Here is a 26,447-nt window from a genome sequence, read left to right on the forward strand (position 1 = left end):
TCGCCCCGCGCCGCCACCAGGCCCGACTCGCGGGAGAACAGCACCAGTTGGGCCCGGCCACAGGCGCGCCCGGCTTCGTCGTCGCGTTCGTCGTCGCGCGGCTGATGCGGGTCTCGGCCGTGAAGGGGCTGATGCCCCCGGTGCGCGGCGATCTCCTCGCCGGTGAGGCCGCCCCCGGCAAGCGCGGTGACCTCGCGTTCGTCACGAACATCGCGTACGCACTGGAGACGGATCACGGCGTCCGGCTCCGGGCCGCGGTGCGGCCCGTGACGGCGGGGCAGCCCACAGCCCGTCAACAGGGAGCCACTGTGACCGCACAGGTACGGAGCGAGTTGGCCCTTCCGCCCCACAGATACTCGTGTGACACTGGCGTCCCGTCCGCAGTGCGGACTCTCTCCGCACCATCCCCCACGAGAAGTGCGCCGTGTCTTCGCTGCCTCTGCCGCTCGCCCTCACCGCACGTCTGCTGCCGGTCGCCGTACTCGCCTCGGCCGGCTGGGCCCTGACGTCGGGTCCGTTCGCCCCGGCACCGACCGCCCAGCACAAGCCGACACAAAAGACACAGACCCAGAGCCCCACCGCACCCTCGACAACGGCGGCCACCAAGACGTACGCCTCGGCCCCGGCACCGTGCGGCGCCGTGCCGGAGAAGACGGTGACCTCCCTGGTCCCCGGCACCAAGACCGCGGGCAAGGAGATCGCGTCGACCGACAAGTCGGTCCGCCGCACCTGCTCCTGGAATGCGCTCAAGGGGTACGACTACCGCTGGCTCGACGTCTCCTACGAGATATCGGACACGGACAAAGCGGCACAGAAGACCTTCGAGCAGCGCACTACGGAGAAGAGCGGCGGAGGGGCGGTCCCCGGACTCGGCGACGAGGGCTACTCCGTCGTGAACCTCACCACGGAGGACAAGCAGCAGACGCGCGAGGGTGTGGTGATGGCTCGCGTGTCCAACGCGCTGGTGACCGTCACGTACAACGGCAGCGACTTCGAGACGCAGAAGGCGCCCGGTACGGACGAGATCAACAAGGGTGCCATCAAGGCCGCGAAGGCCGCGGTGGCAGCGCTGGAGGACGGGCAGAAAGCCTGACCGTCCTCCGTGCGCTCCGTACCGTTGCGTCAGACCGCGGTGCGTCAGACCGCGGTGCGTCAGACCGCGGCCTTGTCCCGTCCGCGCAGCGCCATCAGCACCACGTACAGGACCGTCGAGGTGCCGAGGCCCACCGCCCAGCCGTAGTCGGCCAGCGACTGGAGCGCCGGTATGGGCCGGCCGTCGATCAGGGGATGGAAGTCGGCACCTCCGACGGCCAGCACACCGCCGACCACGAAGGCGACGACGGCCCGCCAGTTCCAGCCGCCGTCGTACCAGTAGCGGCCGCCCGCGCGGTACAGGTCGGCGAGGTCGAGGGAGCCGCGGCGCAGGATCCAGTAGTCGGCGATGAGAATGCCGGCGACCGTGCCGAGCAGACCGCCGACCAGGCCCAGCCAGGTGAAGATGTAGCCCTGCGGGTCCGAGTACAGCTTCCACGGGAAGATCAGCACACCCAGCACACAGGTGGCGAGCGCACCGGTGCGGAAACTGATCTTGCGGGGCGCGATATTGGAGAAGTCGAAGGCCGGTGAGACCAGGTTGGCCGCGATGTTCACGGACAGGGTCGCCACCAGCACGGTGACCAGCGCGAAGATGATGCCGAAGACGTTGTCGGTCTTGGCGGCGAGCTGTACCGGGTCCCAGACCGCCTCGCCGTACACCACCTGGGAGCCGGAGGTGACCATGACGGACAGGAACGCGAACAACGTCATGGTGGTGGGCAGACCGAGCGCCTGTCCCCAGGTCTGGGCCTTCTGACTCCTGCCGTACCGGGTGAAGTCGGGGATGTTCAGCGACAGCGTGGACCAGAAGCCGATCATGCCCATGAGCGACGGCGCGAACAGCTTCCAGAAGTCCGGGCCCCAGCCGAGCTTGGAGGGCTGGTCGAGGAGCGGGCCGAAGCCGCCGGCCTTGCTGCTCATCCACCACAGCATCACACCGGCGCCGACGAGGACGAAGGGCGCCGCCCAGTTCTCGAAGCGGCGGATCGTCTCCATGCCCCGGTAGATGATGGCGACCTGGAGCACCCAGAAGATCGCGAACGACAGCCACATGGTCCAGGCGTAGCCGCCGACCTTCGAGGCGTTCGCCCAGCTGTCGCCGAAGAGCTTCCCGGCGAGGAAGTAGATCGCCTCGCCGCCGATCCAGGTCTGGATGCCGAACCAGCCGCACGCCACCAACGCCCGTACGACAGCGGGCAGGTTGGCGCCGCGGATGCCGAAGGAGGCGCGGGCGAAGACGGGGAAGGGTATGCCGTACTTGGGTCCCGCATGCCCGGTGAGCAGCATCGGGACCAGCACGATCAGGTTGGCCAGCGCGATGGTGAGCACGGCCTGCTTCCAGTCCATGCCGACGGCTATCAGACCGGAGGCGAGGGTCCAGGAAGCGGTGTTGTGGGCCATGCCGACCCACAGGGCGGAGAAGTTGTACGTGGTCCAGGTGCGCTTTTCGACCGGGACCGGAAGCAGGTCCTCGTTGGCGTAGGGGCCGCTGGGGGCGGGCGCGTCCGGGGCGATCTCCACCCGTCCGTCGGGCAGGGTGACTTGGGCGGTGGGCGGGCTGTCCGGAGGGACGGTCTCGGTCATGGGCAGGCCAATCAATGAGGCGGGACGGGAAAGGCCGTGCGGGTGGCGCTTGGGGGGGGTGCGCGGAGAGCGCCCTGTCCCCTTCCCGGGCGGCGGGAAGGGGACGATCCGAGGAGCGGGCCAACGGCCCTGTCAATGCCGACAGTTGACGTTTACCGGCGGCAGTTGCCGTTACTGCGGGCCGTTGACGGCCGGGATGATCTTCGTCCCGTAGGCGTCGATGACGGCTTCCTGCGCGTCGTGCATGTCGTAGACGGCGAACTGGTCGACGCCCAGCTCACGCAGGGCGTTCAGCTTCTCGATGTGCTGCTCGACCGTGCCGATCAGGCAGAACCGGTCGACGATCTCGTCCGGCACGAACGCGGTGTCGGGGTTGTCGGTACGCCCGTGGTGGGAGTAGTCGTAGCCCTCGCGGGCCTTGATGTAGTCGGTGAGTTCGTCGGGTACGGCGGCGGAGTGCTCGCCGTACTTGGAGACGAGATCGGCGACATGGTTGCCGACCATCCCGCCGAACCAACGGCACTGCTCGCGCGCGTGGGCGAGCGCCTCGGGCGAGTCGTCCGCCGTGACGTACGCCGGCGCGGCGACGCAGATCCTGACCTCGGACGGGTCGCGCCCGGCCGCCACGGCCGCGTCCTTGACGGCCTTGACCATGTACTCCGTCAGATAGAGGTCGGCCAGCTGGAGGATGAACCCGTCCGCCTCCTCGCCGGTCATCTTCAGGGCCTTCGGGCCGTAAGCGGCCATCCAGACCGGGAGTTCGGCGCCCGGCTTGACCCACGGGAACTTGACGACCGTACCGCCGAGGTCGGCCTCATCGCCGCGGCCGAGGGCACGGATCACCTTCATGGCACCGCTTATACGGGCGAGGGTGTTGGGCTTGCGCCCGGCGACGCGCATCGCGGAGTCGCCACGGCCGATGCCGCACACCGTGCGGTTGCCGAACATGTCGTTCAGCGTCGCGAAGGTGGAGGCGGTGACCTCCCAGGTGCGGGTGCCCGGGTTCGTCACCATGGGGCCGACCGTCAACTTCTGCGTGTTGGCGAGAATCTGACTGTAGATCACGAACGGTTCCTGCCACAGCACGGCCGAGTCGAAAGTCCAGCCGTAGCGGAAGCCGTTGCGTTCGGCCCGCTTCATCAGGCTGATGACACGCGAGGCCGGCGGGTCGGTCTGCAGGACGAGTCCGAAGTCCATGTGCGCCACTCCTAGTTCAGGTACTGACAGGTGGAGCGGGGGGTGTAGACGCCATGCCCCGCGCGCCCGGTGAACTCCCGCTCGGTGATGACCGGTTCGCCCCGCGAGAGCACGGTCTCGACCCGTCCCGTGACGCGCCTGCCCTCGTACGCCGAGTAGTCGACGTTCATGTGGTGCGTCTCGGCCGAGATGATCTGCTCGGCGTGCGGGTCGTAGATGACGACATCGGCGTCGGCGCCCGGCGCGATGGTCCCCTTCTTCGGGTACAGGCCGAACATCCGGGCCGGGGTGGCGCAGGCGATCTCGATCCAGCGGCGGCGCGAGATGTGCCCGTCGACGACGGCCTGGTGGAGCAGGTCCATACGGTTCTCGACCCCCGGCAGACCGTTGGGGATCTTGGAGAAGTCGCCCCGGCCGAGCTCCTTCTGGCCGACGAAGCAGAAGGGGCAGTGGTCGGTGGAGACGACCTGGAGGTCGTTGGTGCGCAACCCGCGCCACAACGCGGCCTGGTGCTGTTTGGGGCGAAGAGGCGTGCTGCACACGTACTTGGCGCCCTCGAAGTCGGGCTCGGCGAGGTTGTCGGTCGACAGGAACAGGTACTGCGGACAGGTCTCGCCGAAGACGTTCAGTCCCTCGTCGCGCGCCCGTGCCAGCTCGGCGACCGCTTCCTGCGCCGAGACGTGCACGACGTACAGCGGAGCGCCCGCGACCTGCGCGAGCTTGATGGCGCGGTGGGTGGCCTCGGCCTCCAGCAGGGCCTTGCGGACCTCGCCGTGATACCGGGGGTCGGTCTCACCGCGGGCCAGCGCCTGCTCGACCAGCACGTCGATCGCGATGCCGTTCTCGGCGTGCATCATGATCAGGCCGCCGTTCTCGGCGGAGCGCTGCATGGCGCGCAGGATCTGGCCGTCGTCGCTGTAGAAGACGCCGGGATAGGCCATGAACTGCTTGAAGGAGGTGACGCCCTCCTCGACGAGGAGGTCCATCTCCTTCAGCGTCTCGTTGTTGACGTCCGAGACGATCATGTGGAAGGCGTAGTCGATGGCGCACTTGCCATCGGCCTTGGCGTTCCAGGCGTCCAGGCCCTCGCGCAGCGAATGGCCCACGCTCTGCACCGCGAAGTCGACGATCGTCGTCGTACCGCCCCAGGCCGCGGCCCGCGTACCCGTCTCGAAGGAGTCGGAGGCGAAGGTGCCGCCGAAGGGCAGTTCCATGTGGGTGTGGGCGTCGACTCCGCCCGGAATCACGTACTTTCCGGTGGCGTCGATGGTCCGCTCGGCCGTCCAGGCCTCGGCGGCCGGGGTGCCCGAGGCGGCGAGGGCGACGATGCGGCCGTCCTCGATCAGGACGTCGGCGTGGATCTCGTCGGACGCGGTGACGACGAGGCCACCGCGGATGACGGTACGGCTCATGCTCCCTCTCCTACTCCTACCGTGGTCAGCACTGCTGTCTGGTGCGGCGGTCGGTCCCGCCGGTCCGGCCGCCCGTGCACCGGACCGGCGAACGCCCGGCCGGCTACGGAGCGGTCAGGGGCCCGTACGCGCCCGGGGCGCGGTCGCGGTAGAACTGCCAGCGGTCGCGCACTTCCCGCAGCTTGGCCAGGTCCAGGTCGCGGACGACGAGTTCGGTCTCCTTGTCGCTCGCCACCTCGCCGACGAACTGCGCCTCCGGGTCCACGAAGTACGAGGTCCCGTAGAAGTCGTTGTCGCCCAGCTCCTCGACGCCCACGCGGTTGATGGCGCCGACGAAGTACTCGTTGGCGACCGCCGCCGCCGGCTGCTCCAGCTGCCAGAGGTAGCCGGACAGACCGCGCGAGGTGGCCGACGGGTTGAACACGATCTCGGCGCCCGCCAGGCCCAGCGCCCGCCAGCCCTCCGGGAAGTGACGGTCGTAGCAGATGTAGACACCGATCCTGCCGACGGCGGTGTCGAAGACCGGCCACCCGCTGTTGCCGGGGCGGAAGTAGAACTTCTCCCAGAATCCCTCGACCTGCGGAATGTGGGTCTTGCGGTACTTGCCCAGGTACGAGCCGTCGGCGTCGATCACGGCCGCGGTGTTGTAGAGGACGCCGGGCTGCTCCTCCTCGTACATCGGCAGGACCAGGACGATGCCCAGTTCCCTGGCCAGCGCCTGGAAGCGCTTGACGATCGGGCCGTGCGGGATCTGCTCGGCGTACTCGTAGAACGCCTTGTCCTGGACCTGGCAGAAGTAGGGACCGTAGAACAGCTCCTGGAAACACAGGACCTGTGCGCCCTGTGCGGCCGCGTCGCGGACCGCCTGCTCGTGGACCTGGATCATCGATTCCTTGTCGCCGGTCCATGCGGTCTGGAAGACGGCGGCGCGGATCACTCTGCTCATCGGGACCTCCGGTCGCTCGGTGTGCGGCGAGCCTAGAAAGTCCTGGGACCCGGATTGAGTTGCACCGTGTCACGTCTGCGGACACCTGGCGTTCCACGGTGTCACCCCTGTCCGAACGCACGTGTTTCCTGCTCTTGTCCACGCCGTTTCACCCCTGTTGGGCATCGTGTGCGAGCAGCGCGATGTGGACGGAGGCGGCCTGTTCGAAGTCGTCGAGGTCGACGCCGAGCCGCGCCTGGATGGCCTCCAGCCTGCGGTAGAGCGCGGGCCGGCTGACGTGGTGGAGCTGCGCGGTGCGGGACTTGTTGCGGCCGGTGGCCAGATAGGTGCGCAGTACGGGCAGCAGGTCCGACTCGGCGTCGCGTCCGCACAGCAGCCCGTTCAGCTCGCGCTCGGCGAAGGACTGGACGTACGGGTCGTCCCGCAGCAGCCGGATCAGACCGCGCAGATGGACGTCCCTCAGGCGCACCACGGCCGGCAGGTCCAGCACGGCCGAGTTCTCGGCCACGGCGTCGGCCACGTGCTGGGCCTCACGCAGCCCGGCGGGCACGTCGTCCCAGGCGGTACGCGGATCGGCGGCGGCGACCACGGTCCCGCTCGCCCCGGACTCCGTACGCAGCCGGGTGGCGAAGTGCGCCGAGAGTGCCTCCGCGTCCTGGTCCCGGGCGAGGCTGAGCAGCACGGCGGTGGCTCCGTCGGCCAGTTCGGCGACGAGTCCGGGCAGCCCCAGCATGCGCAGGACGCGGTCGAGCACGGGCGGCTCCCCGTCCCGTACGACGAGCGGCACGAAAGTCCGGCGGTTGACGGGCAGTCCGGCGGCCCGCGCACGCGGCAGGAGCTGACGGGCCGGTACGACACCGGAGACGAGGTCCGTCAGCAGGCCCTGCGCGGACTGCTCCTCCCAGGTGTGGGCGGAGCCGCCGAGCATCCGGTGCAGGACCAGCGCCTCGGCGGCCCGGTCGGCGAGCAGGCGCCCCGTGGCGGCGTCGCCGCGGTATCCGCACAGTACGATCCGGCCCCAGCGCTCACCCCGCCCGCCCAGCTCGGCCCGGACCCAGCCGGCGCCCTCGCTGCCGCCCGCCTGACGCGCTATGCGCTCCCAGTCACGCAACACGTCGTCGACCGCGGACCGCTCCCCCGCCGTGGCGAGGACGCGGTGCGCGAGATTGGTGACGACGACGGGACAGGCGGCGTGCCCGGCGATCTCGTCGAGCATCCGCTGCAGAGGAGCGCCCGCCGTGATGAGTCCGGTGAGCGCCGTGCGTACCGCCTCGGACAGGCTGACGGCCGCGAACTTCTGTCGTACGAGCCGGGATTGGACCTCTTCCGTCAACTCGGCGAACGGGAAGGGCCGGTGGAGCACCACCATGGGCAGACCGCAGCGCTCCGCGGCCCGGCGCATCACGTCCGGCGGCGCCGGGAAGGCCCGGCCGAGTCCGAGGACGACGGCCGCGGCCTCCGCGCGGTGCAGCGAGCGGATGTACTCGGCCTGCGCCTCCGGGTCGCCGGCCAGCAGCACCCCGGTGGTGAGGACCATCTCGCCGCCGGTGAGCATCACTCCGACGTCGGCGGCCTCGGCGACGTGCACCCAGCGCACGGGCCGGTCGAGGTGACCGGCGCCGGCCACCACCTCGGGCTCTCCGGCGAGTACCCGGTCCAGGGTGAGGACCTGGCGTACCGACAGGGCGGGTTCCAGGGCGGTGGTCATGGCGACGTTCCCTTGCTCGGGCCTGCTGCTCAGGTGTTACGGAAGACACCTCATGGTTCAGACACTCCTCAGGGCGCGGTCGAGGATCGCGGCGCCCTCTTCCGCCTCGGCGACGGTGAGCGAGAGCGGCGGGGCGATGCGCAGCGCGCTGGTGTTGTGGGCGCCGCCCTTGCCGAGCAGCAGGCCCGCCTCACGGGCGGCTTCGAGCACGGCGGACGCCGCCTGCGGGTTCGCCTCGTCGGTGCCGGGCTTGACCAGCTCGATGCCGATCATGAGCCCGCGCCCACGCACCTCCCGTACGACGGGAAGCTGCGCGCCGATGGCCCGCAGCCGCTCGATGAGCAGGCCGCCCACGCGCCGGGCATTGCCCTGGAGATCGTGTTCGAGGAGGTAGATGAGGTTGGCGAGGCCGGCCGCCATGGTGATCTGGGTGCCGCCGAAGGTCGAAATGGAGTTGGCGTCCAGGCAGTTCATGATGTCGGCGCGGGCGACGACGCCACCGATGGACATGCCGTTGCCGATGCCCTTGGCGAAGGTGAGGATGTCCGGCGGGCCGCTCTGCCCGTGTGCCTGCCAGCCCCAGAAGTGCTCGCCGGTGCGGCCCCAGCCGGTCTGCACCTCGTCGGCGATCCACAGGATGCCCTGCTCCTGGAGTACCTCCCGGAAGGCCGCGTACAGCCCGTCGGGCGGTGCGGTGAAGCCGCCGACGCCCTGGACGGGTTCGGCGATCAGGGCGGCGGGCGGGCGGATGTGGCCGAGCAGGTCCTTCAGGTCCTCCACGCAGGCCGCGATGAAGTCGGCGTCGCCGAGTTCGGCGTACGGGCCGCGGGTGCGGACGCCACCGTGCACGTACAGCGTCTGCAGGGGTGACAGCGAGGTGGGCGACCAGCCCTTGTTGCCGGTGATGCCGACCGCGCTGAACGAGCGGCCGTGGTAGCTGTTGCGCATCGCCAGGATCTGGTTGCTCTGCCGGTACGTCGTCGCCAGCAGCAGCGCGGTGTCGTTGGCCTCGGTGCCGGACGTGGTGAAGAAGACCCGGGCGTCCGGGATGCCCGACAACTGGGCGATCCGCTCCGCGAGTTCGACCATCGGCCGGTTGAGGTAGAGGGTCGAGGAGTGGACGATCCGCCCGGCCTGCTCGCTCACCGCCTTGGTGATCTCGGGCAGCGCGTGCGCGGTCATGGTGGTGAGGATGCCGCCGAAGAAGTCGAGATACCTGTTGCCTGCCGCGTCCCAGACGTGGCGGCCCTCGCCGTGGGTGATCTCGATCGGGTCCGCGTAGTAGAGCGCGAGCCAGTCGGGCAGGACGGACCGGTGACGCCCGTACAGGTCGCTCACGGCCGCACCAGCCCTTCGTAGGCGTCGGGGCGGCGGTCGCGGTAGAAGGCCCACTGCTGCCGCACTTCGTCGATGACGTCGAAGTCGAGGTCACGGACGACGAGTTCCTCGGACTTGTCGCTGGCGACCTCGCCCACGAACTGCCCGCGCGGGTCGACGAAGTAGCTCGTCCCGTAGAAGTCGTTGTCGCCGTACTCCTCCTGGCCGACGCGGTTGATCGCGGCGATGAAGTACTCGTTGGCGACGGCCGCGGCGGGCTGCTCCAGCTGCCAGAGGTAGGCGGACAGACCGCGCGAGGTGGCGGAGGGGTTGTAGACGAGCTGGGCGCCGTTGAGGCCGAGCTGCCGCCAGCCCTCCGGGAAGTGACGGTCGTAGCAGATGTAGACGCCGACCTTGCCGACCGCGGTGTCGAAGACGGGCCAGCCCATGTTCCCCGGTTTGAAGTAGTACTTCTCCCAGAAGCCCTTCACCTGGGGGATGTGGTGCTTGCGGTACTTGCCCAGGTAGGTGCCGTCGGCGTCGATCACGGCCGCGGTGTTGAAGTAGAAGCCGGACTGCTCCACCTCGAACACGGGCACGACGATCACCATGCCGGTCTCGCGCGCGAGCTCCTGCATACGAACCACCGTGGGTCCGTCCGGTACCGGCTCGGCCCAGCGGTAGTGCTCGGGCTCCTGGACCTGACAGAAGTAGGGGGCGTTGAAGACCTCCTGGAAACCGATCACCTTCGCGCCCTGCCGGGCCGCCTCGCGGGCGTGCTCCACATGCTTGGCGATCATGGATTCGGTGTCACCGGTCCAGGTCGCCTGGACCAGTGCGGCGCGTACGACGTGGGCCATGTGCCGCTCCTTTGCCTGTTGTCCTCGCGGGGACGTCAGAGAGCCTCTACGCCCGTAGACACAGGCGGTAGAGGCTCGAACGTAAGCCTCCGGGACGGCCTTGCCAAGACCATCGTCGTTAACCCGCGGAGTCGATCACGTTTCGCACCCCTGTGGGTGAGTGGCCGGCCGTGCGGCGCAACCCCTGGTGCCTCGCGCGCCCCAGGTGTGTCAGGTCGTGAACCCGGCGACACGGAGGGCGTGGACGAGGTCCCAGTGGCATTCCTCGGAGACGCCCCGGGCCGCCTCCAGGAGCAGGGGGACGAGCGTGTGCGGGTCCGCCTCGACACTGCGGGCCGCTTCCTCCGGAGTGCGGATGCGTACGTACGCGTCGAGCAGGGCGCGGGCCTCGCGGTGGCGGCCGTCGCCGGTGAGCCCGAGCAGGGCCTCGCCGATCTCCGGGGCGGGCCGGACCACCCCCTGCCGCAGCATCTGTTGCCCGTCCACCGTGCGGCCCGCCGCGACGAGCGCGTCCGCGGCGGCGACCAGGCGGTCGGCGGGGAGCGAGGCCGCCTCCCACAGGAGGGTGGCCCAGTCGGCGCCGAGGCCGACGCGGTGCAGTTCGGCGGCGAGCAGCGGGAAGCGGGCGGCGGGCCAGTACGCGGCCTCGACGAGCAGCGCGTGCGCCTCACCGCTGCGGCCCTCGCCGCGCAGTCGGGTCAGTGTGCGCACGGTCTCGATGGTGTCGCGGCGCGCCTCGTCGTCCAGCGGCTCGCGTCGGGGCTTCGCCGCCGGGGCCTGCCCGGCGGCTCCGGCGAAGCGGGCGCCGCGGGGGGTGCGGCCGGTGTTCGGTGCGGGCGCGGGAGCGGGTGCGGCGGGCAGGGTGGCGGCGGGCGGTGTCTCCTGCGCGTCGATCATCCCGGCGAAGCGGGCGCTGCCCCGGGGGCGGCGCTTTCCGCGCTGCTTGGGCATGGTGGCCGGGGCTGCGGAGGTGACGGGCGGGGGGTTGTCGGTGGTGTGGGGCGGATCGGTGGGATCGGTGGGACCGGTGGGACTGACGGGGTCGGCTGGGTCAGCGGGGCCGGTGAGGCCGTCAAAGCCGGTGGAATCAGTGGAATCAGTGGGACCGGTGGAACCGGTGGGACCGGTGGGACCGGTGAGGTCTGTGCGGCCGGAGAGGTCGGCGTGGCCGGTCGGTCCATAGCCCTGCTGCTGTGGACGCAGCCGCCGAGGACGACTGTCGCCGGTCCCGTCCGGCTCCCGCTGTCCGGCCTCCTGCGCCCGGAAAACACCCCCGGTCCCGCTCCCGCTCGGCGGGAAGTGCTGCGTGCCCTGTCCATGGGCGCGCAGGGCGCGGCGGTCCAGGTCCTCCATGCGGCGCCGTAGCTCCGCGCAGCGGGCCGTCGCACGGTCGTGGTCGTCGCGGGCCCAGGCGAGGTCCAGGCGGACGGAGTCGGCCTCCTCGTGGGAGCCGGCCGACGGAAGCAGCCGGCCCAGCTCCGCCTGGCGCTCGGCGGCGTAGCGCTGTTCGCGGAGCATCACGTCCAGCCGGTCGCCGAGGGCGTCGCGGCCGCCGGGCCGGGCGTCGTACGCGGCGAGCGAGGCGGCGTGCAGCGAGCGGGCCCGCTCGGCCTCCTCGGCCACGGCCCCGGGACCGTATTCCGCGGCGAGGTCCTGGAGGAGCGCCTCCACCACGTCCCAGGGCGGCACCTCCCAGCCGTCGAGACAGGCCCGCATGCCGTCGGGGTCCCGCTGCCAGAACACTCCGCACCAGCCGCCGTCCTGATCGAGCCTGGCCAGCAGGCCGTTCAGGTACCTCGCGAACTCCCCCACCTGTCTCGGGAGTTGTTCCACAGCCATCGCCACAACTCCCGCCAGACTGGAGTACTCCGATCCGGTAGAAAACACCAACCGTGTTACGGAACGGCTACGAGGAGTTTTCAGACCGGACGCAGAGCGCTCCGCCGAAGCGCGGGGCGTCCGTGCGCGCCCCCGCTCATACGCCGATCAGTACGCACCGCCCGGCGATGTCGTCCATGGACAGTCCGAGTGCGCGCGCCAGCGCCGCGACGGTGAAGAAGGCCGGGGTCGGGGCGCGGCCGGTCTCGATCTTGCGCAGGGTCTCCGCCGAGAGGCCGGCACTCGCGGCGACGTCGGCCATGGTGCGACTACCACGGGCCTCGCGCAGCAACTGCCCGAGCCGCTCGCCGCGTTCATGTTCTTCGGGGGTCAGCGGGGTGCGCACCATGACCACATTCTAATACCGGCTCGCCTCCGCCGGAGAGCCGATCGGGCGTTATGCCAATAGGGCCCTACCGGTATAATAATTGGCATGGTGGAACTCAAGACGGATACGTCGATCGACGCGATGCACGAGGCGGGCCAGGTCGTGGGGAGAGCTCTCACGGCGGTGCGGGAGGCCGCCGACGTGGGCGTCTCCCTGCTGGAGCTGGACGAGGTGGCACGCGGAGTACTGCGGGAGGCGGGGGCCTCGTCGCCCTTCCTCGGCTACCGGCCGTCGTTCGCGCCCACGCCCTTCCCGGCGGTCATCTGCGCCTCCGTCAACGAGGCGATCGTGCACGGCATCCCGGACGGGTACCGGCTGCGCGACGGCGACCTGGTCTCCGTCGACTTCGGGGCCGAACTGGGCGGCTGGGTCGGCGACTCGGCGATCAGCTTCATCGTGGGCACGCCCCGGGCCGCGGACGTACGGCTCGTGGAGACCGCCGAACGCGCGCTGGCCGCGGGCATCGCGGCGGCCGTCGTCGGCAACCGCATCGGGGACATCGCGCACGCGATCGGCTCGGTGTGCCGGGCGGCGGGGTACGGCATCCCGGACGGCTTCGGCGGTCACGGCGTGGGCCGCCGGATGCACGAGGACCCGCCGGTGCCGAACGAGGGCCGCCCCGGCCGCGGTCTGCCGCTGCGCCACGGCATGGTGCTGGCGATCGAGCCGATGCTGATCGGCGGCGGCACGGACGGTTTCCACGCGGCGGCGGACGGCTGGACCCTCCGTACCGACGACGGTTCACGCGCGGCCCACGCGGAGCACACGGTGGCGATCACCGACGCGGGACCCCGGATCCTGACAGCCCGCACAAAGACCCACGCCGCCTGAAGACCCACACCGCCCGAGAACGCACGCGCGGCGGCCGGCGGCAGGCGTCTCAGCGACGGCACGTCCGCGCGGACGCGGACCGGTTCAGAGCCCCGCACACGGCCGCCGGCCGGGCGGTCCGCGCCCCACCGGTGTCCGGCCACCGCCTGTCGCGCCACGGCTGCGCCGGGGCGGCGGCCGAACACCTGGGCCCGTCTACGACGCCGGCCGCACCACCATCGCCGACCCGCCGCCCCGGCGCACCTTCTCCGCCGCGGCCAGCCACTTGCCGTTCGACAGGCGCTGCACGCCCGTCGCCGCGCCGATCTCCGGGTTCAGCTTGAAGGAGTGCCCGATGGCTTCCAGCTTGCCCCTGAGCGTGCTGTCGTACAGGCCCGGTTCGAGCTCCGTCTGGGCCGCGTTGCGCTGGCTGGCGCGCGGCGCGGCGATCGCGTCGACCAGCGGCAGCCCGCGGTCGAGGAACCCGGTCAGGGTCTGCAGCACGGTCGTGATGATGGTCGCGCCGCCCGGCGAACCGAGCGCGACGACCGGCTTGTCGTGCCGGTCGAGCACGATCGTCGGCGAGATCGACGAGCGCGGGCGCTTGCCGGGGCCGGGCAGGTTCGGGTCGTGCACGGCCGGGTTCGCCGGGGTGAAGGAGAAGTCCGTCAGTTCGTTGTTCAGGATGAAGCCGCGGCCGGGGACCGTGATGCCGCTGCCGCCGGTCTGCTCGATGGTGAGCGTGTAGGCGACGACGTTGCCCCACTTGTCGGCCACCGTGAGGTGCGTGGTGTTCTCGCCCTCGTACGTCGTCGGAGCCGCCGTGCCCCCGGTGGCGCAGGCCTTCGCCGGACTGCGCGGATCACCCGGCGCCAGCGGGCTGGTCAGCACCGCGTCGTCGCTGATGAGGCACGCGCGCGAGTCGGCGTACTTCTGCGACAGCAGTTCCTTCGTGGGTACGTCCTCGAAGGCGGGGTCGCCCACCCAGCGCCCCCGGTCCGCGAACGCGATCCGGCTGGCCTCGATGTAGTGGTGCAGGTACTGCACCTCGTCGGCCTTCGACAGGTCGGTCTTCTCCAGGATGTTGAGCGCCTCGCCGACCGTCGTGCCGCCCGAGGAGGAGGGGGCCATGGAGTAGACGTCGAGGCCCCGGTACGAGGTCTTCGTGGGCGCCTGGAGCTTCGCGCGGTAGGCCTCGAGGTCTTTGGCCGAGAGTCGGCCGGGCCGGGCGTTCCAGCCCGAACTTGGCTCCACGGGCGGCTTGTTCACGGTGGCGACGATGTCCTCGCCGAGATCGCCGCGGTAGACCGCGTCGACGCCCTTGGTGCCCAGCTCGGCGTAGGTGCGGGCGAGATCGGGGTTCTTGAAGGTGGAACCGACCACCGGCAGCTCACCGTTCGGCAGGAACAGCTTCGCCGTGTCCGGGAAGTAGCGGAACCGGGCCTCGTTGGAGGCGGTCTGGGTGCGGAAGGTGCTGTCGACCGTGAAGCCGTCGCGCGCGATCCGCTCCGCCGGCTTCAGCACCGTGCCGAGCCGCTTGCTGCCCCACTTGTCGAGGGCGGTCTGCCAGGTGGCGGGCGAGCCGGGCGTGCCCACGCTCAGGCCGCTGGTGACGGCGTCGGCGAAGGCGAGCGCCTTGCCGTTCTCCTCGAACAGGTGGGAGTCGGCGGACAGCGGCGCGGTCTCCCGGCCGTCGATGGTGCGCACCGTACGGGACTTGGCGTCGTAGTAGACGAAGTAGCCGCCCCCGCCGATGCCCGACGAGTACGGCTCGGTGACGCCGAGCGCCGCGGCGGTGGCGACGGCCGCGTCCACCGCGTTGCCGCCCTTCTTCAGCACCTCGATGCCGGCGGCGGAGGCATCCGCGTCGACGCTCGACACGGCACCGCCGTAGCCGACGGCGACCGGAACTTTCCGCACCGAGGTGACCGCGGTGGGTGGAGCCGCCGCTCCCACCGACACCACCGCGGCCGAAACCGCCAACACCGCCAGATTCCGTGCCACAGGCCGACGCATCCGTACCTCCAGATCACAGGCGTCTGCGCAGCGTAACCGTATCGCCATGGCCCCGTCAGGGGCTCCTCCAACAGCGTAGAACGCACCCGGCTAGCATGCGCGCCCATGAATGACGACGTGCGCAACATCGTCCTCGGCGTGGTCGCGGCCGGCATCAGCGCCGCCCTCGGCTGGATCGCCCGTACCTATCTGTGGAAGCGGAAGCTGCGCCGCAAGCAGGCGTTCTTCGGGCTGCCCGACAACTCGGAGTCGCTGCTGGTGGTCAACCGCGAGGCGGGCGGCCCCGAGCTGACGGTGATGCGCCACGACGTGTTCGCGCTGCTCGAACTCTCCGCGCTGATCAAGGACTGCGGCGCGCACGCCCAGGTCGTCGCGCACGACGCGGCCCAGCAGGGCTTCGGCGAGCGCACCGAGTTCTGCGTCGGCGGGCCGTCCTCGAACCGCCGGATGGCCGCGCACCTCCACAGCCTGCTGCCGGGCATACAGGTGAACACCGACCCCGAACCGGGCCCGGACCGCGGCGCGTTCCAGATCGGCACCGAGCGCTACCGGCTGGAGTCCGGCAAGGGCGAGTACGTGCTCCTCGCCCGCCTCACCGCCGACCTGGGCCACGGCACACGACCGGTCTTCCTCTTCTGCGGCCAGCGCGCCATCACCAACCAGGCGGCCACCCGCTATCTCGCCCGCAACCACGAGCGCCTCGCGCGCAAGTACGGCGGCAACTCCTTCGTCCTGCTCCTGAAGGTCGTCAACTCCCAGGCGTACGGGCCCGATGTCGTCGAACTCGTCGCGGACGTCACCCGGGCCGCGCAGACCCCGGCGCCGGTCGTGGCTCCCCGCAACTCGCACCGCGCCTCCTAGGTTTCAGGCCATTCCAACAATCGTTACTGGCACGTAACTTACCGACGGGTTACTTAAGGTAAGGAGCTGCGGTTACCGTCGGGTCACTTTGCACTGACAAAAGTGAGGAGTGACCCGTGGGACACGCACGCAAGACCCTGCGCACGACCGCAGTGAGCGCCGTATCGGCGACCCTGATCGCCGGCACCGCCCTCGGGCTCGCCCCCACCGCACAGGCGGCGTCGGGCGGCGTCAGCTTCGTCGACATCGCCGGTGACGGCGGCACGGTCCTGAAGGCCAATGTCGTCACGCCCGCCGGCGCCGACGGCTCCCGCACCTACCCGCTCATCGTGCTGCCGACCAGCTGGGGCCTGCCGCAGGCCGAGTACCTCGCCCAGGCCCACAAGCTCGCGGACTCCGGCTATGTGGTCGTCAGCTACAACGTCCGCGGCTTCTGGCAGTCCGGCGGATACATAGAGGTGGCCGGCCCGCCCGACGTGGCGGACGCCTCCAAAGTGATCGACTGGGCCCTCGCCCACACCCCGGCGGACGCGCGGAAGGTCGGCATGGCGGGCATGTCGTACGGCGCCGGCATCAGCCTGCTCGCCGCCTCGCACGACAAGCGGATCAAGGCGGTCGCGGCCCTCAGCGGCTGGGCCGACCTCACCGACTCGATCTACTCGGGCCGCACCCAGCACGTCCAGGCGGCCGCCCTGCTGGACGGTGCCGGAACCCTCACCGGCCGCCCGAGCCCCGAACTCCAGCAGGTCTTCAAGGACTTCTTCGCCTCCGACCTGTCCACGGAGCCGGACCTCCTCGCCTGGGGGAAGAAACGTTCCCCCGAGACGTACATCGACCAGATGAACAAGAACGGCGCGGCCGTCTTCATGGCCAACGGCTGGGGCGACACGATCTTCTCGCCCAATCAACTCGCCAAGTACTACGAGGAGTTGACCGGCCCGAAGCGCCTGGAGTTCCGCCCCGGCGACCACGCCACCGCCGAGATAGCCGGCCTGTTCGGGGTCCCCAACGACGTGTGGACGGACACGGAACGCTGGTTCGACCACTACCTCAAGGGCGAGGACAACGGCATCGACGGCGAGCAGCCGGTCCAGCTCAAGCCCCGTTCCACGGGTGACTACGAGGGCTATCCGGACTGGAAGTCGGTCGGCGCGACGACGAAGAAGATCGCCCTCACGGGCACCACCACGATCCACACGAACGTGGACTCGGGCGCCAACGGCGGGCTCATCTTCCTGTCCAGCATCCTCGACCAGCTCGCCCAGCTGCCCCCGATGGCCTCGATCCCGCTGCTGCCGCGCTACTGGGCCGCCGTCTGGCAGTCGGAGAAGTACACGAGCGGCCAACACGTGCGCGGCACGGTGAAGCTGCACACCACGGTCACCGGCACCAAGGAGAGCGGCACCCTCGTCGCGTACCTCTACGACGTGGGCCCGCTCGGTGTCGGCAAGCTGGTCAGCAACGCTCCGTACACCTTCCACGGCCAGACCCCCGGTCAGCCGTTCGGCGTCGACCTGGAACTGTCCTCCACGGCCTACGACGTCCCGGCGGGGCACCGCCTCGCCCTGGTCGTCGACACGGTCGACTCCCTCTACATCGAGCACAACCCGTCCGGCGCGCAGCTGACCTTCTCCTCGCCGGAGCACGACACCTCATACGTGTCGGTACCCCTGCGCGAGCAGTGATCTCCGGCTGCTGCCGGCCGGGCCTGGCCCTGTGCGCTGCTGCTCCCCCTATGGTCTCGGGGCCGTGGGGGGACCCCCACGCGGCAGCAGCGTCCCTGGCTCGGCCGCGGCGACTTCCACGGCCTCGGTCTTGGGACTGCGCTGCTCACGCCGGGACACCCACTGGGCGAACCAGGAAAGCAGCATGCACATCCCGATGTAGATCGGCGAGATCACCATCACCACGGGGATGAACGGCAAATCGTAGTCGAGGTTCGACGCGATCAGTTTCCCGGCGTGGAGGAACTCCTCGTAGGTGATCAGATAACCGAGCGAGGTATCCTTCAGGGCCACCACCAGCTGGCTGATGATGGCGGGCAGCATGGCGCGTACGGCCTGCGGTACGAGCACGTGCGCCATCACCTGCGTCTTGCGCATGCCGAGGGCGAACGCGGCCTCCCGCTGACCGCGTTCGACGGACTCCACGCCCGAGCGGAAGACCTCGGCGAGCACCGAGCCGTTGTAGAGGGTGAGTCCCGCGACCAGTGCGGGCAGCGGCTGCACCTTGAGCGCCACGAAGATGAAGAAGATCATCACCAGCACCGGCATGGCCCGGAAGAACTCGACGACCAGCGTGGCCACCCAGCGCACCGGGGCGTGGTCCGAGAGCCGCCCGGTGGCGAGCAGGCCGCCGAGGGCCAGCGAGAGTACCGCGGCGATCCCGAAGGCCTTGAGCGTGTTGCCGAGACCGCGCAGCAGCAGTTCCTGGATTCCCTTGTACTCGAAGGGCATCCACTTGGTGTACGTGAACTGGCCGGTGTCGAAGAGGAGATACACGATCCAGCCGACCAGGGCGAGCAGAACGACGGTCGACAACACCCCGTACAGTCGGTGCCGTTGTCGCGTCCTGGGCCCGGGGATGTCGTAGAGGGCCGTGGCCTCAAGGGTTTTGGTGGTCATCGGGCGACTCCCCAGCGGCGTTCCAGAAAGTTGAAGATCGCGCTGATGGTGAGGGTGATGATCAGGTAGCCGACGGCGATCCAGACGAAGGTCCAGACGATGTTGTAGCCGAGCTCGCTGAGCGTCTTGTACGTGCCGAGCAGCTCGTTGACGCTGAACGCGCCGGCGATCGCGGAGTTCTTGGCGAGGGCGATGAGCGTCGAGCCGACCGGCGAGATCACGGAGCGGAACGCCTGGGGCAGGACGACCACGGACAGCGTCTGCTCGAACGTCATGCCCAGGCTGCGGGCCGCCTCGCCCTGTCCCCTGGGCACGGTGTTGATGCCGGAGCGCAGCGCCTCACAGATGAACGCCGAGGTGTAGCAGCCGAGCGCGAGGACCGCGAACACCTCGAAGGGCAGAACGAGTCCGAACCGCGGCAGGCCGAGCAGCACCGCGAAGAACAGCAGGGTGAGCGGCGTGTTGCGCAGCACCGTCACCCAGGCTGTGCCGAAGGCCCGCAGGGAGGCGACGGGAGCGACCCGGAAGGAGGCCATGAGGAACCCGAGGACGAGTGCCAGCGCCGAGGCGTAGACGGTGAGTTCGACCGTCCCGAGGAATCCCTTGGCGAAGGTGGAGAAGTTGTCTGTCAGTACGTTCACATCGGCCTCGCTCAGCTCGCCGGGTAGCGGTCGATCGCGGGCGGGGTGGGCGCCGGCACGCCGGACAGGCCGAGCGTCGCCTCGTACGCCTTCTTCCAGTCGCCGTCCTTCTCACGGGCCTCCAGCGCGTCGTCGAGAGCGAACCTGAGGGCGTTGTCGTTGCGCGGGACGCCGATGCCGTAGGGCTCCTCGGAGAAGGGCTTGCCGACGACCTTGAGCTCCTCGGGCACCTTCGCCGCGTAGCCGATGAGGATCGCGTCGTCGGTGGTGACGGCGTCGACCTGGTAGGTGAGCAGGTTGTCGACGCAGACGGAGTACGTGTCGTACGCGACGAGCTTCACCTTCGGGTAGTCCTGCTGGATGCGCTGGTACGGGGTGGAACCGGCGGCCGAGCAGACGCGTTTGCCGGCCAGGTCCTGCGGCCCGTTGATCCCCTGCTCGTCCTTGCGGACCAGCAGGGACTGACCCGCCAGGTAGTACGGACCGGCGAAGCCGACGAGCTTCTTGCGCTTGTCGTTGATGGTGTAGGTGCCGACGTAGTAGTCGATCTGGCCGTTCTGGAGGGCGGTTTCACGGTTGGCGGAGGCGATGGTCTTGAAGCGGATCGTGCCGGGGTCGAAGCCGAGCGAGGCCGACATCATCTTGGCGATCTCGATGTCGAAGCCGGAGAAGGCGCCGCTCGCCGGGTCCCTCTCGCCGAGGTAGGGCTGGTCCTCCTTGACGCCGACGGTGAGGTAGCCGCGCTTCTTGGCCCGCTTCCAGGTGGGCGAGTCGTTGAGCTGAAAGCCCTGCGCCACCTGGTAGTCGGGCAGTTTGTCGGTGGCCGGTCCCTTGGTGGGCGGACTGCCCTCCTTGCCGCAGGCGGTCGCGAGAAGTGCCGTGATCAGGACGAGGGCAAGGGCAAGACACACACGTGTGCTGCGGATCATGGGTCGCACTCCCCCGGCTCAGTGCTTGAGGATCTTGGAGAGGAAGTCCTTGGCCCGCTCGGTGCGCGGGTTGGTGAAGAACTCCTCCGGCGTGCGGTCCTCGATGATGCGGCCGTCGGCCATGAAGACGACGCGGTTGGCCGCCGAGCGCGCGAAGCCCATCTCGTGGGTGACGACGACCATGGTCATGCCGTCGCGGGCGAGCTGCTGCATGACCTCCAGCACCTCGTTGATCATCTCGGGGTCGAGGGCCGAGGTCGGTTCGTCGAACAGGAGCGCCTTGGGGTTCATGGCGAGGGCGCGGGCGATGGCCACGCGCTGCTGCTGGCCGCCGGAGAGCTGCGCCGGATACTTGAGCGCCTGATCGGCGAGGCCCACACGGTCGAGGAGCTCCCGGGAGTGCCTGTCGGCCTCGTCCTTCTTGCGGCCGCGGACCTTCACCTGCGCCAGCGAGACGTTCTGCAGCACGGTCTTGTGGGCGAAGAGGTTGAACGACTGGAAGACCATGCCGACCTCGGCGCGGAGTTTCGCGAGCGCCTTGCCCTCGTCGGGGACCGGCTGTCCGTCGAGTCTGATCGTGCCGGACTCGATGGTCTCGAGCCGGTTGACCGTTCTGCAGAGCGTCGACTTGCCCGACCCGGACGGGCCGATGACCACGACCACCTCCCCCTTGCCGACAGTGAGGTTGATGTCCTGGAGGACATGGAGCTCGCCGAAGTACTTGTTCACGTCATGCAGTTCGATCAGCGGATCGACAGCCATGCAGCCCGCCCTACTCACTCTCAGCTGTGTCGCAGTCGCCGCAAACTATCCAGCCAGGAACGGGCTTAATACTCGACACGCACTTTTCGGGCATTAGCCGTATTTACGCCTCGGCTTACGGTTCGGCGACCTCCGCGTACACCTGGGAGAGCTCCGGTGCGCCGGTCGTCGCCCACTCGTGACCGGCGGAGACCACGTCGACCTCACGGCCGCCGGCCAGCCGCACCGTGGGCCGGCCACTGGTCCAGATCTCCCAGTCGGCGCCCGCGACCGTGCGCACGATGACGGTGCCGAGATAGAGCCCCGCGTCGTTTCCCAGCCAGGGCAGGATCTCCTCGTCGTCGCGCCAGCGCGGCAGGAGCTGGTCGAGCGCCTCCAGCGAGGTCGCGGAGTCGTCGAGTTCGACGCCCGCCTGCTCGGCCTGCGAGCGCAGCAGCTCGCACTCCGAGAGAAGTTCGGCGACCCCTTCGCGATCACTGTCACCGTCGGTGAACACCGCGACACCGAAGGCCGCACCGTGCTTCTTGCGCCAGTTGCCCAGGAAAGGGATGTTCATACGCCTAGCGTGTCATTCGCACGACCTGCCGCACCACAGGCGCGCGGACCTGGCCTCGCACGGAGCCGCGCACGGACCCGGACCCGTACGGATCCGGCCCGATCGCCGCGGGTGCGGCCACCGCCTGCATTGACGTGTACCCGACGCCTCCTTAGCTTCAGGGAAGATCTGACATCACCTCGGCTTCCGTGGGGAGAGGAGCGGGACGTGCGTCGACGTCTTTGGGGGGCGGCCGCGCTGCTCGGGCTGTTCGCGGGTGTGGCGCCGGTCGCGGCGGCGGAGGCGGTCGCGGCACCGCACGGCGCCGGACCGGTCCCACTGGAACGGCTCTTCGACAACACCGCGGTCAGCGACGACCAGCGGCCGGGCGCCGCGGACTTCGACGGCTCGGGGAGCTCCCTGTCCGCGCAGGACCTGACGGCGGCCGGCTGGACACCCGGGCGCACGCTGACAGTGCAGGGCGCACGGCTGACCTGGCCGCGCCGGGCGGCGGGCGAGCCCGACAACGTACGGGCCGACGCCCAGTCGGTCCGGCTGCGCGGCCGCGGCGACGCGCTCGCCTTCCTCGCCGCCGGCACGGCCGGCTCCGACGTGAGCGGCACGGGCACGGTCCGGTACGCGAACGGCACCCGCTCCTCGTACCGGCTCACCGCCTCGGACTGGCGCACCGGCCCGCTCGCCACCAAGGCGGTGGCGCTGCCGCACATCAACACCCCCGCGGGTCAACTCGCCGAGAAGGCACGGCTGTACGTCGTGACCGTGCCGCTCGCGCACGGCCGCGAGGTCGCCTCGGTGACACTGCCGCGGGGCGGCGACCTCCATGTGTTCGCCCTCTCGATACGTCCTTCCACCCGTGGCTGGACGGGCAGTTGGGCGGCCTCGACCTCCGGTTACACGGCCGTCGGCCCGTGGACGGACCGGACTCTGCGGCTTGTGGTGCACACCTCGGCGGGCGGGCCACGGGTGCGCATCCGGCTCGACAACACGTTCGCGGCGGCGCCGGTGCGGATCGGCAGCGCGACGGTGGCGGTGCAGGAGGCGGGTGCCCGGCCCGTGGCGGCACCGGTGCCGCTCTCCTTCCGGGGCGCGGCCGGGGCCGAGATCCCCGCGGGGGCGCAGGAGGTCAGCGATCCCGTCGGCTTCCAGGTGCCGGCCGACGCCCAATTGCTGGTCAGCTTCCATCTGCCGGGGACGGTGACCGCAGCGCCCGTGCACCGGCTCGCGGTGCAGCGGTCGTACGTCAGCGAGCCGGGCGACCATGCGGGCGACGGCACTCCGGACGCGTACACCTCGGCCATCACCTCGTGGCCGCTGCTGACCGGCGTGGATGTGGGCGGTGGGCCGGGCTCCGTGGTGATGCTCGGGGACTCGATCACCGATGGCGAGAAGTCGACGCAGGACGCCAATCACCGCTGGCCCAATGTGCTCGCCACCCGTGTGCTCAACCAACATGTGGTCCCGCACTATGGCGTGCTGAACCAGGGCATCTCGGCGAATCGTGTGGTCACCGACCGCTATCCCGGAGACGGGATCTCCACCGACACCGGCGGGGTGAGCGCGCTGCACCGGCTCGACCGTGACGTCCTGGCCCAGACGTCCGCGCGCACGGCCGTCGTCTTCCAGGGCGTCAACGACGTCCGCTGGGGCGCCTCGGCGGATCAGGTGATCGCGGGGCTCCGGGAGCTGGCCGACCGAGCCCATGGGCGAGGGCTACGCGTCCTGGCCGCGACGATCGCGCCCTGCGAGGGCGAGTCCCTGTGCACCCCGGCCGCCGACACCCGGCGCACCGCGGTGAACACCTGGATCCGCGCGAGCGAGAGCTTCGACGGCGTCCTCGACTTCGACGCCGTCGTACGCGACCCCGGGCATCCCGCACGCCTCCTGCCCGCATACGACAGCGGGGACCATCTGCATCCCAACGACGCGGGCCTCGCGGCGCTGGCGGAGTCGGTGGACCTGACGCTGCTGTGAGCCCTGCTACGCGTCCTGCACGTCCAGGTCCACCACGACCGGCGCGTGGTCCGACGCGCCCTTGCCCTTGCGCTCCTCGCGGTCCACGTACGCGTCCTTCACCGCCTTGGCGAACGGCTCGTTGCCGTACACCAGGTCGATGCGCATGCCGCGGTTCTTGGGGAAGCAGAGCTGGCGGTAGTCCCAGTACGTGTAGGGGTGCTCGTACTTCAGCGGACGCGGGACGACATCGGACAGGCCCGCCTCACGGAGCGTCGCCAGGGCGGCGCGCTCGGCCGGGGTGACGTGGGTGAGGCCCTCGAAGGCGGCCACGTCGTACACGTCGTCGTCCGTCGGCGCCACATTGAAGTCGCCCATCACCGCGAACGGCCGGCTGCCCGCCGCGTCGCCCGCGACCGCCGCCTTGAGGGCCTCGAACCACTGGAGCTTGTACGCGTAGTGGGGGTGCTCCACCTCGCGGCCGTTCGGCACGTACACCGACCAGACGCGGACCGGGCCGCAGGTCGCGGAGAGCGCGCGGGGCTCCTGGACGCCGTCGAAGCCGGGGTCGCCGGGCAGGCCCCTGACCACGTCCTCGAGGCCGACGCGGGAGATCACCGCCACGCCGTTCCACCGCCCTGTGGCGTGCACCGCCGACTCGTAGCCCAGCTCGCGCAGCGCGTCCGCCGGGAACTGCTCGGCGGTCGTCTTGGTCTCCTGGATGCACAGCACGTCCGTGCCGCTGCTCTCCAGCCAGGCCAGGAGCCTCGGGAGACGGGCGGTGATCGAGTTCACGTTCCAGGTGGCGATGCGCATGCCTCACAACCTACCGGGCTGGTATGACAACCGGTCGCGCGGTGGTCCCGGCGCCGGACCTCGCCCGACTGGTCCCGGCGTCAGACCTCGGCCGACGCGCCCGGCGTCAGACGCAGGTGTTCGGAGCCGCCGAGGGCGCCGATCTGGTGGTCGTAGATCGGGCGGGCGAGGTCCGTGAGGAGGGCGTCGTGGATGTCGTACGCGCGCTGGGGCTTGACCTCGCGCACATAGTCGATGACCTCGGCGATCTTGCTCCAGGGGGCCATGACGGGGAGCATCAGCGTCTCGACCGGGTGGTCGGGGACGGTGAGCGCGTCGCCCGGGTGGAAGACGCGGCCGTCGTCGATCAGGTAGCCGACGTTGGTGATGCGCGGGATGTCCGGGTGGATCACGGCGTGCAGTTCGCCGTGCACCTGGACGTCGAAGCCCGCGGCGGTGAAGGTGTCACCGTGCCCGACCGTGTGCACGCGGCCCGGGAAAGCCGCGGAGAGCTTCTCGGCAACCGACTTCAGGGTCCAGATCCCGGCCGCCGGGTTGGACTCCAGGCCCGCCCGCAGCCGGTCCTCGTTGAAGTGGTCGAGGTGCTCGTGCGTGACCAGGATCGCGTCCGCGCCGACGGCCGCGTCCTCCTCGCTGAAGGTGCCCGGGTCGATGACGAGCGTGCGCCCGTCCTTCTCGAGGCGGATGCAGGCGTGCGACTTCTTCGTGAGCTTCATGAGTCCATCCTGCCCCCGCCGACGCGACGGAGGGCTGCCGAGACTGGTGCTCTCACTGCCAGGCTCAAAGGATCACTCCTGGGGCGTGGTCTCCTCCCGGATGACCTGCTGGGCCACCTTGAAGGCGCTGTTCGCGGCCGGTACGCCGCAGTAGACCGCCGCCTGGAGGAGCACCTCCTTGATCTCCACCGGCGTGAGCCCGTTGCGCAGGGCCGCGCGGGTGTGGAAGGCGAGCTCGTCGAGGTGGCCGCCCGCGACCAGCGCGGTGAGCGTGACGCAGCTGCGCGCGCGCCGGTCCAGCCCGGGCCGGTCCCAGATCTCGCCCCACGCGTACCGGGTGATGAACTCCTGGAAATCCCCGGAGAACGCGTCCGCCGAGGCCAGGGCCCGGTCGACATGCGCGTCGCCGAGCACCTCGCGGCGCACCTTGAGCCCGGTCTCGTAGCGGTCGGGCCTGCCCGCGGGCTCCGGCTGCATGGCGGCCGGCGCGATCTCGGCGACCGGCGCGACCGGTGCCGGCGCGGCGAGCACCGGCTTCACGGGGGCCGCGGGAATCGCCGTCTGGCCGGTGGTCGACTCGAAGGCGGGCTGCCAGGCGGTGGAGAAGTGCCGCACGAGCAGATCGGTGACCGCCGCGGGCTGCTCCACCGGCACCAGATGGGAGGCGCCGGGCACGACCGCGAGCCGGGCGTCCGGTATCCCGGCGACCAGGGTGCGCGCCTCGGCGGGGCCGGTGACCTGGTCGTCCGAGCCGACGAGGACCAGCGTCGGGACGCCGATCCGGCTGAGTTCGGCGCGTACGTCGAAGGCGGCGAGTGCCTCGCAGGACGCGATGTAACAACCGGGGTCGGTCGTCCGCACCATCTGCACGGCCCACTCTGTGATCGCGGGCTGGGCGGCGGCGAACCCGCCGGTGAACCATCTCTCCGGGGACGTACGGGCGATGGGGTCGAGCCCGTTCGTCCGTACGATCACGCCGCGCTGCCGGAACTCGTCGGCCGTGCCGAAGCGCGGCGAGGCGGCGATCAGCGCGAGCGAGGCGAGGCGTTCGGGGTGGCGCAGTGCCAGCTCGGCGCCGACGGCACCACTGAGCGCGCAGCCCGCGTAGCCGAACCGGTGCACGCCGAGGGCGTCGAGCGTGGCCAGCAGCCGGGCGGCCAGGTCGGTGACGGACCCCGCGGGGTGCGCGGGCGCGCCGCCGTGTCCCGGCAGGTCGAACCGGAACACCCGCCACTGCTTCATCAGCTCCGGGACCTGCCGGTCCCACATGTGCCATGTGGTACCCAGTGAGGGACCGAGGATCAGGACCGGGGCGTCTTCTGGCCCGTCAAAGCGGTATTGCAGGGTGTTCATCGGTGTCTCACTCACCCGCCTGACCCTC

At 70.2% G+C, this 26,447-nt stretch carries 23 protein-coding genes and 1 pseudogene; 5 read left to right on the forward strand and 19 right to left on the reverse strand.

The features are described 5' to 3' along the window. Window positions 1-2: 2 nt before the first annotated feature. Window positions 3-206 (reverse strand): annotated as a pseudogene (locus tag GTY58_RS40580) (DNA-binding response regulator); the annotation flags it as partial. A 218-nt stretch (window positions 207-424) separates the two neighbouring features. Here GTY58_RS40580 and GTY58_RS10265 point away from each other — a divergent pair. Further along, the gene (locus GTY58_RS10265; protein WP_010983386.1) at window positions 425-1,093 is read left to right on the forward strand and encodes a hypothetical protein; all 669 of its coding nucleotides are present in this window, start codon (window positions 425-427) and stop codon (window positions 1,091-1,093) included. A 59-nt stretch (window positions 1,094-1,152) separates the two neighbouring features. Here GTY58_RS10265 and GTY58_RS10270 read toward each other — a convergent pair whose 3' ends face one another. The 9 genes from GTY58_RS10270 to GTY58_RS10310 form a co-directional block, all read right to left on the reverse strand. Next, entirely contained in the window at window positions 1,153-2,679 is a 1,527-nt protein-coding gene (locus GTY58_RS10270) for an NCS1 family nucleobase:cation symporter-1 (protein ID WP_037647313.1), read from the reverse strand. A gap of 171 nt (window positions 2,680-2,850) precedes the next feature. Then, window positions 2,851-3,876: a TIGR03842 family LLM class F420-dependent oxidoreductase gene (locus tag GTY58_RS10275; protein ID WP_010983388.1), complete on the reverse strand. Its 1,026-nt coding sequence runs from the start codon at window positions 3,874-3,876 to the stop codon at window positions 2,851-2,853. A gap of 11 nt (window positions 3,877-3,887) precedes the next feature. After that, window positions 3,888-5,288, reverse strand: coding sequence for a dihydropyrimidinase (gene hydA / locus GTY58_RS10280; RefSeq protein ID WP_010983389.1), 1,401 nt, complete (start codon window positions 5,286-5,288; stop codon window positions 3,888-3,890). A 103-nt stretch (window positions 5,289-5,391) separates the two neighbouring features. Next, on the reverse strand, window positions 5,392-6,234 hold the full coding sequence (locus GTY58_RS10285) for a nitrilase-related carbon-nitrogen hydrolase (protein WP_010983390.1): 843 nt from the start codon (window positions 6,232-6,234) through the stop codon (window positions 5,392-5,394). A gap of 148 nt (window positions 6,235-6,382) precedes the next feature. Next, window positions 6,383-7,942 (reverse strand): PucR family transcriptional regulator, encoded by a 1,560-nt coding sequence (locus GTY58_RS10290; RefSeq protein ID WP_010983391.1) that lies wholly within the window; start codon window positions 7,940-7,942, stop codon window positions 6,383-6,385. 57 nt (window positions 7,943-7,999) lie between these two features. Further along, entirely contained in the window at window positions 8,000-9,280 is a 1,281-nt protein-coding gene (locus GTY58_RS10295) for an aspartate aminotransferase family protein (protein WP_010983392.1), read from the reverse strand. Then, a complete protein-coding gene (locus tag GTY58_RS10300; protein WP_010983393.1) occupies window positions 9,277-10,119 on the reverse strand; it encodes a nitrilase-related carbon-nitrogen hydrolase in 843 nt (280 codons plus the stop codon). Before GTY58_RS10300 ends, GTY58_RS10295 begins: the two co-directional genes overlap by 4 nt. 210 nt (window positions 10,120-10,329) lie before the next feature. Next, the gene (locus tag GTY58_RS10305; RefSeq protein WP_037647310.1) at window positions 10,330-11,958 is read right to left on the reverse strand and encodes a hypothetical protein; all 1,629 of its coding nucleotides are present in this window, start codon (window positions 11,956-11,958) and stop codon (window positions 10,330-10,332) included. Window positions 11,959-12,094: 136 nt separating this feature from the next. Further along, complete coding sequence (locus tag GTY58_RS10310) at window positions 12,095-12,346, reverse strand: helix-turn-helix transcriptional regulator (RefSeq protein ID WP_037647308.1); 252 nt, start codon at window positions 12,344-12,346, stop codon at window positions 12,095-12,097. Window positions 12,347-12,430: 84 nt separating this feature from the next. On the opposite strand from GTY58_RS10310, the gene map reads away from it, so the two are divergent. Then, the gene (gene map / locus GTY58_RS10315; protein WP_010983396.1) at window positions 12,431-13,216 is read left to right on the forward strand and encodes a type I methionyl aminopeptidase; all 786 of its coding nucleotides are present in this window, start codon (window positions 12,431-12,433) and stop codon (window positions 13,214-13,216) included. A 195-nt stretch (window positions 13,217-13,411) separates the two neighbouring features. Here the strand turns inward: map and ggt are convergent, their stop codons facing one another. After that, on the reverse strand, window positions 13,412-15,211 hold the full coding sequence (ggt, locus tag GTY58_RS10320) for a gamma-glutamyltransferase (RefSeq protein WP_010983397.1): 1,800 nt from the start codon (window positions 15,209-15,211) through the stop codon (window positions 13,412-13,414). Window positions 15,212-15,316: 105 nt separating this feature from the next. On the opposite strand from ggt, the gene GTY58_RS10325 reads away from it, so the two are divergent. Both GTY58_RS10325 and GTY58_RS10330 read left to right on the forward strand, forming a co-directional pair. Beyond that, window positions 15,317-16,072: a hypothetical protein gene (locus tag GTY58_RS10325; RefSeq protein ID WP_010983398.1), complete on the forward strand. Its 756-nt coding sequence runs from the start codon at window positions 15,317-15,319 to the stop codon at window positions 16,070-16,072. Between the two features lie 116 nt (window positions 16,073-16,188). After that, entirely contained in the window at window positions 16,189-17,757 is a 1,569-nt protein-coding gene (locus GTY58_RS10330) for an alpha/beta fold hydrolase (RefSeq protein ID WP_010983399.1), read from the forward strand. A 48-nt stretch (window positions 17,758-17,805) separates the two neighbouring features. On the opposite strand, the gene GTY58_RS10335 is transcribed toward GTY58_RS10330, so the two are convergent. The 5 genes from GTY58_RS10335 to GTY58_RS10355 all read right to left on the reverse strand — a co-directional run bounded on the left by GTY58_RS10335 (window position 17,806) and on the right by GTY58_RS10355 (window position 21,584). After that, window positions 17,806-18,696, reverse strand: coding sequence for an amino acid ABC transporter permease (locus GTY58_RS10335; protein ID WP_010983400.1), 891 nt, complete (start codon window positions 18,694-18,696; stop codon window positions 17,806-17,808). After that, a complete protein-coding gene (locus GTY58_RS10340) occupies window positions 18,693-19,337 on the reverse strand; it encodes an amino acid ABC transporter permease (RefSeq protein WP_010983401.1) in 645 nt (214 codons plus the stop codon). Before GTY58_RS10340 ends, GTY58_RS10335 begins: the two co-directional genes overlap by 4 nt. Before the next feature lie 11 nt (window positions 19,338-19,348). Beyond that, window positions 19,349-20,266, reverse strand: coding sequence for a glutamate ABC transporter substrate-binding protein (locus tag GTY58_RS10345; RefSeq protein ID WP_010983402.1), 918 nt, complete (start codon window positions 20,264-20,266; stop codon window positions 19,349-19,351). A gap of 18 nt (window positions 20,267-20,284) precedes the next feature. Then, window positions 20,285-21,028, reverse strand: coding sequence for an amino acid ABC transporter ATP-binding protein (locus GTY58_RS10350; protein ID WP_037647305.1), 744 nt, complete (start codon window positions 21,026-21,028; stop codon window positions 20,285-20,287). 115 nt (window positions 21,029-21,143) lie between these two features. Next, window positions 21,144-21,584, reverse strand: a complete 441-nt coding sequence (locus GTY58_RS10355) for a DUF6278 family protein (RefSeq protein ID WP_010983404.1) — start codon at window positions 21,582-21,584, stop codon at window positions 21,144-21,146. 207 nt (window positions 21,585-21,791) lie between these two features. On the opposite strand from GTY58_RS10355, the gene GTY58_RS10360 reads away from it, so the two are divergent. Then, on the forward strand, window positions 21,792-23,555 hold the full coding sequence (locus tag GTY58_RS10360) for an SGNH/GDSL hydrolase family protein (RefSeq protein WP_010983405.1): 1,764 nt from the start codon (window positions 21,792-21,794) through the stop codon (window positions 23,553-23,555). 6 nt (window positions 23,556-23,561) lie between these two features. Here GTY58_RS10360 and GTY58_RS10365 read toward each other — a convergent pair whose 3' ends face one another. The 3 genes from GTY58_RS10365 to pcaC all read right to left on the reverse strand — a co-directional run bounded on the left by GTY58_RS10365 (window position 23,562) and on the right by pcaC (window position 26,434). Continuing rightward, a complete protein-coding gene (locus tag GTY58_RS10365) occupies window positions 23,562-24,350 on the reverse strand; it encodes an exodeoxyribonuclease III (protein WP_010983406.1) in 789 nt (262 codons plus the stop codon). An 80-nt stretch (window positions 24,351-24,430) separates the two neighbouring features. After that, window positions 24,431-25,066, reverse strand: coding sequence for an MBL fold metallo-hydrolase (locus tag GTY58_RS10370; protein ID WP_010983407.1), 636 nt, complete (start codon window positions 25,064-25,066; stop codon window positions 24,431-24,433). A gap of 72 nt (window positions 25,067-25,138) precedes the next feature. After that, on the reverse strand, window positions 25,139-26,434 hold the full coding sequence (gene pcaC / locus GTY58_RS10375; protein WP_010983408.1) for a 4-carboxymuconolactone decarboxylase: 1,296 nt from the start codon (window positions 26,432-26,434) through the stop codon (window positions 25,139-25,141). Window positions 26,435-26,447: the final 13 nt, after the last annotated feature.

The sequence above is a fragment of the Streptomyces sp. SID5469 genome (genome assembly GCF_009862865.1).
GTDB lineage: Bacteria > Actinomycetota > Actinomycetes > Streptomycetales > Streptomycetaceae > Streptomyces > Streptomyces avermitilis.

What these genes read in the sequence shown, in the direction of transcription:
- GTY58_RS10270 (WP_037647313.1), bottom strand. Translation starts at nt 2,679, where the DNA reads ATGACCGAGACCGTCCCTCCGGACAGCCCGCCCACCGCCCAAGTCACC.
- GTY58_RS10275 (WP_010983388.1), bottom strand. Translation starts at nt 3,876, where the DNA reads ATGGACTTCGGACTCGTCCTGCAGACCGACCCGCCGGCCTCGCGTGTC.
- hydA (WP_010983389.1), bottom strand. Translation starts at nt 5,288, where the DNA reads ATGAGCCGTACCGTCATCCGCGGTGGCCTCGTCGTCACCGCGTCCGAC.
- GTY58_RS10285 (WP_010983390.1), bottom strand. Translation starts at nt 6,234, where the DNA reads ATGAGCAGAGTGATCCGCGCCGCCGTCTTCCAGACCGCATGGACCGGC.
- GTY58_RS10290 (WP_010983391.1), bottom strand. Translation starts at nt 7,942, where the DNA reads ATGACCACCGCCCTGGAACCCGCCCTGTCGGTACGCCAGGTCCTCACC.
- GTY58_RS10300 (WP_010983393.1), bottom strand. Translation starts at nt 10,119, where the DNA reads ATGGCCCACGTCGTACGCGCCGCACTGGTCCAGGCGACCTGGACCGGT.
- GTY58_RS10305 (WP_037647310.1), bottom strand. Translation starts at nt 11,958, where the DNA reads ATGGCTGTGGAACAACTCCCGAGACAGGTGGGGGAGTTCGCGAGGTAC.
- GTY58_RS10310 (WP_037647308.1), bottom strand. Translation starts at nt 12,346, where the DNA reads ATGGTGCGCACCCCGCTGACCCCCGAAGAACATGAACGCGGCGAGCGG.
- map (WP_010983396.1), top strand. Translation starts at nt 12,431, where the DNA reads ATGGTGGAACTCAAGACGGATACGTCGATCGACGCGATGCACGAGGCG.
- ggt (WP_010983397.1), bottom strand. Translation starts at nt 15,211, where the DNA reads ATGCGTCGGCCTGTGGCACGGAATCTGGCGGTGTTGGCGGTTTCGGCC.
- GTY58_RS10325 (WP_010983398.1), top strand. Translation starts at nt 15,317, where the DNA reads ATGAATGACGACGTGCGCAACATCGTCCTCGGCGTGGTCGCGGCCGGC.
- GTY58_RS10335 (WP_010983400.1), bottom strand. Translation starts at nt 18,696, where the DNA reads ATGACCACCAAAACCCTTGAGGCCACGGCCCTCTACGACATCCCCGGG.
- GTY58_RS10345 (WP_010983402.1), bottom strand. Translation starts at nt 20,266, where the DNA reads ATGATCCGCAGCACACGTGTGTGTCTTGCCCTTGCCCTCGTCCTGATC.
- GTY58_RS10350 (WP_037647305.1), bottom strand. Translation starts at nt 21,028, where the DNA reads ATGGCTGTCGATCCGCTGATCGAACTGCATGACGTGAACAAGTACTTC.
- GTY58_RS10355 (WP_010983404.1), bottom strand. Translation starts at nt 21,584, where the DNA reads ATGAACATCCCTTTCCTGGGCAACTGGCGCAAGAAGCACGGTGCGGCC.
- GTY58_RS10365 (WP_010983406.1), bottom strand. Translation starts at nt 24,350, where the DNA reads ATGCGCATCGCCACCTGGAACGTGAACTCGATCACCGCCCGTCTCCCG.
- GTY58_RS10370 (WP_010983407.1), bottom strand. Translation starts at nt 25,066, where the DNA reads ATGAAGCTCACGAAGAAGTCGCACGCCTGCATCCGCCTCGAGAAGGAC.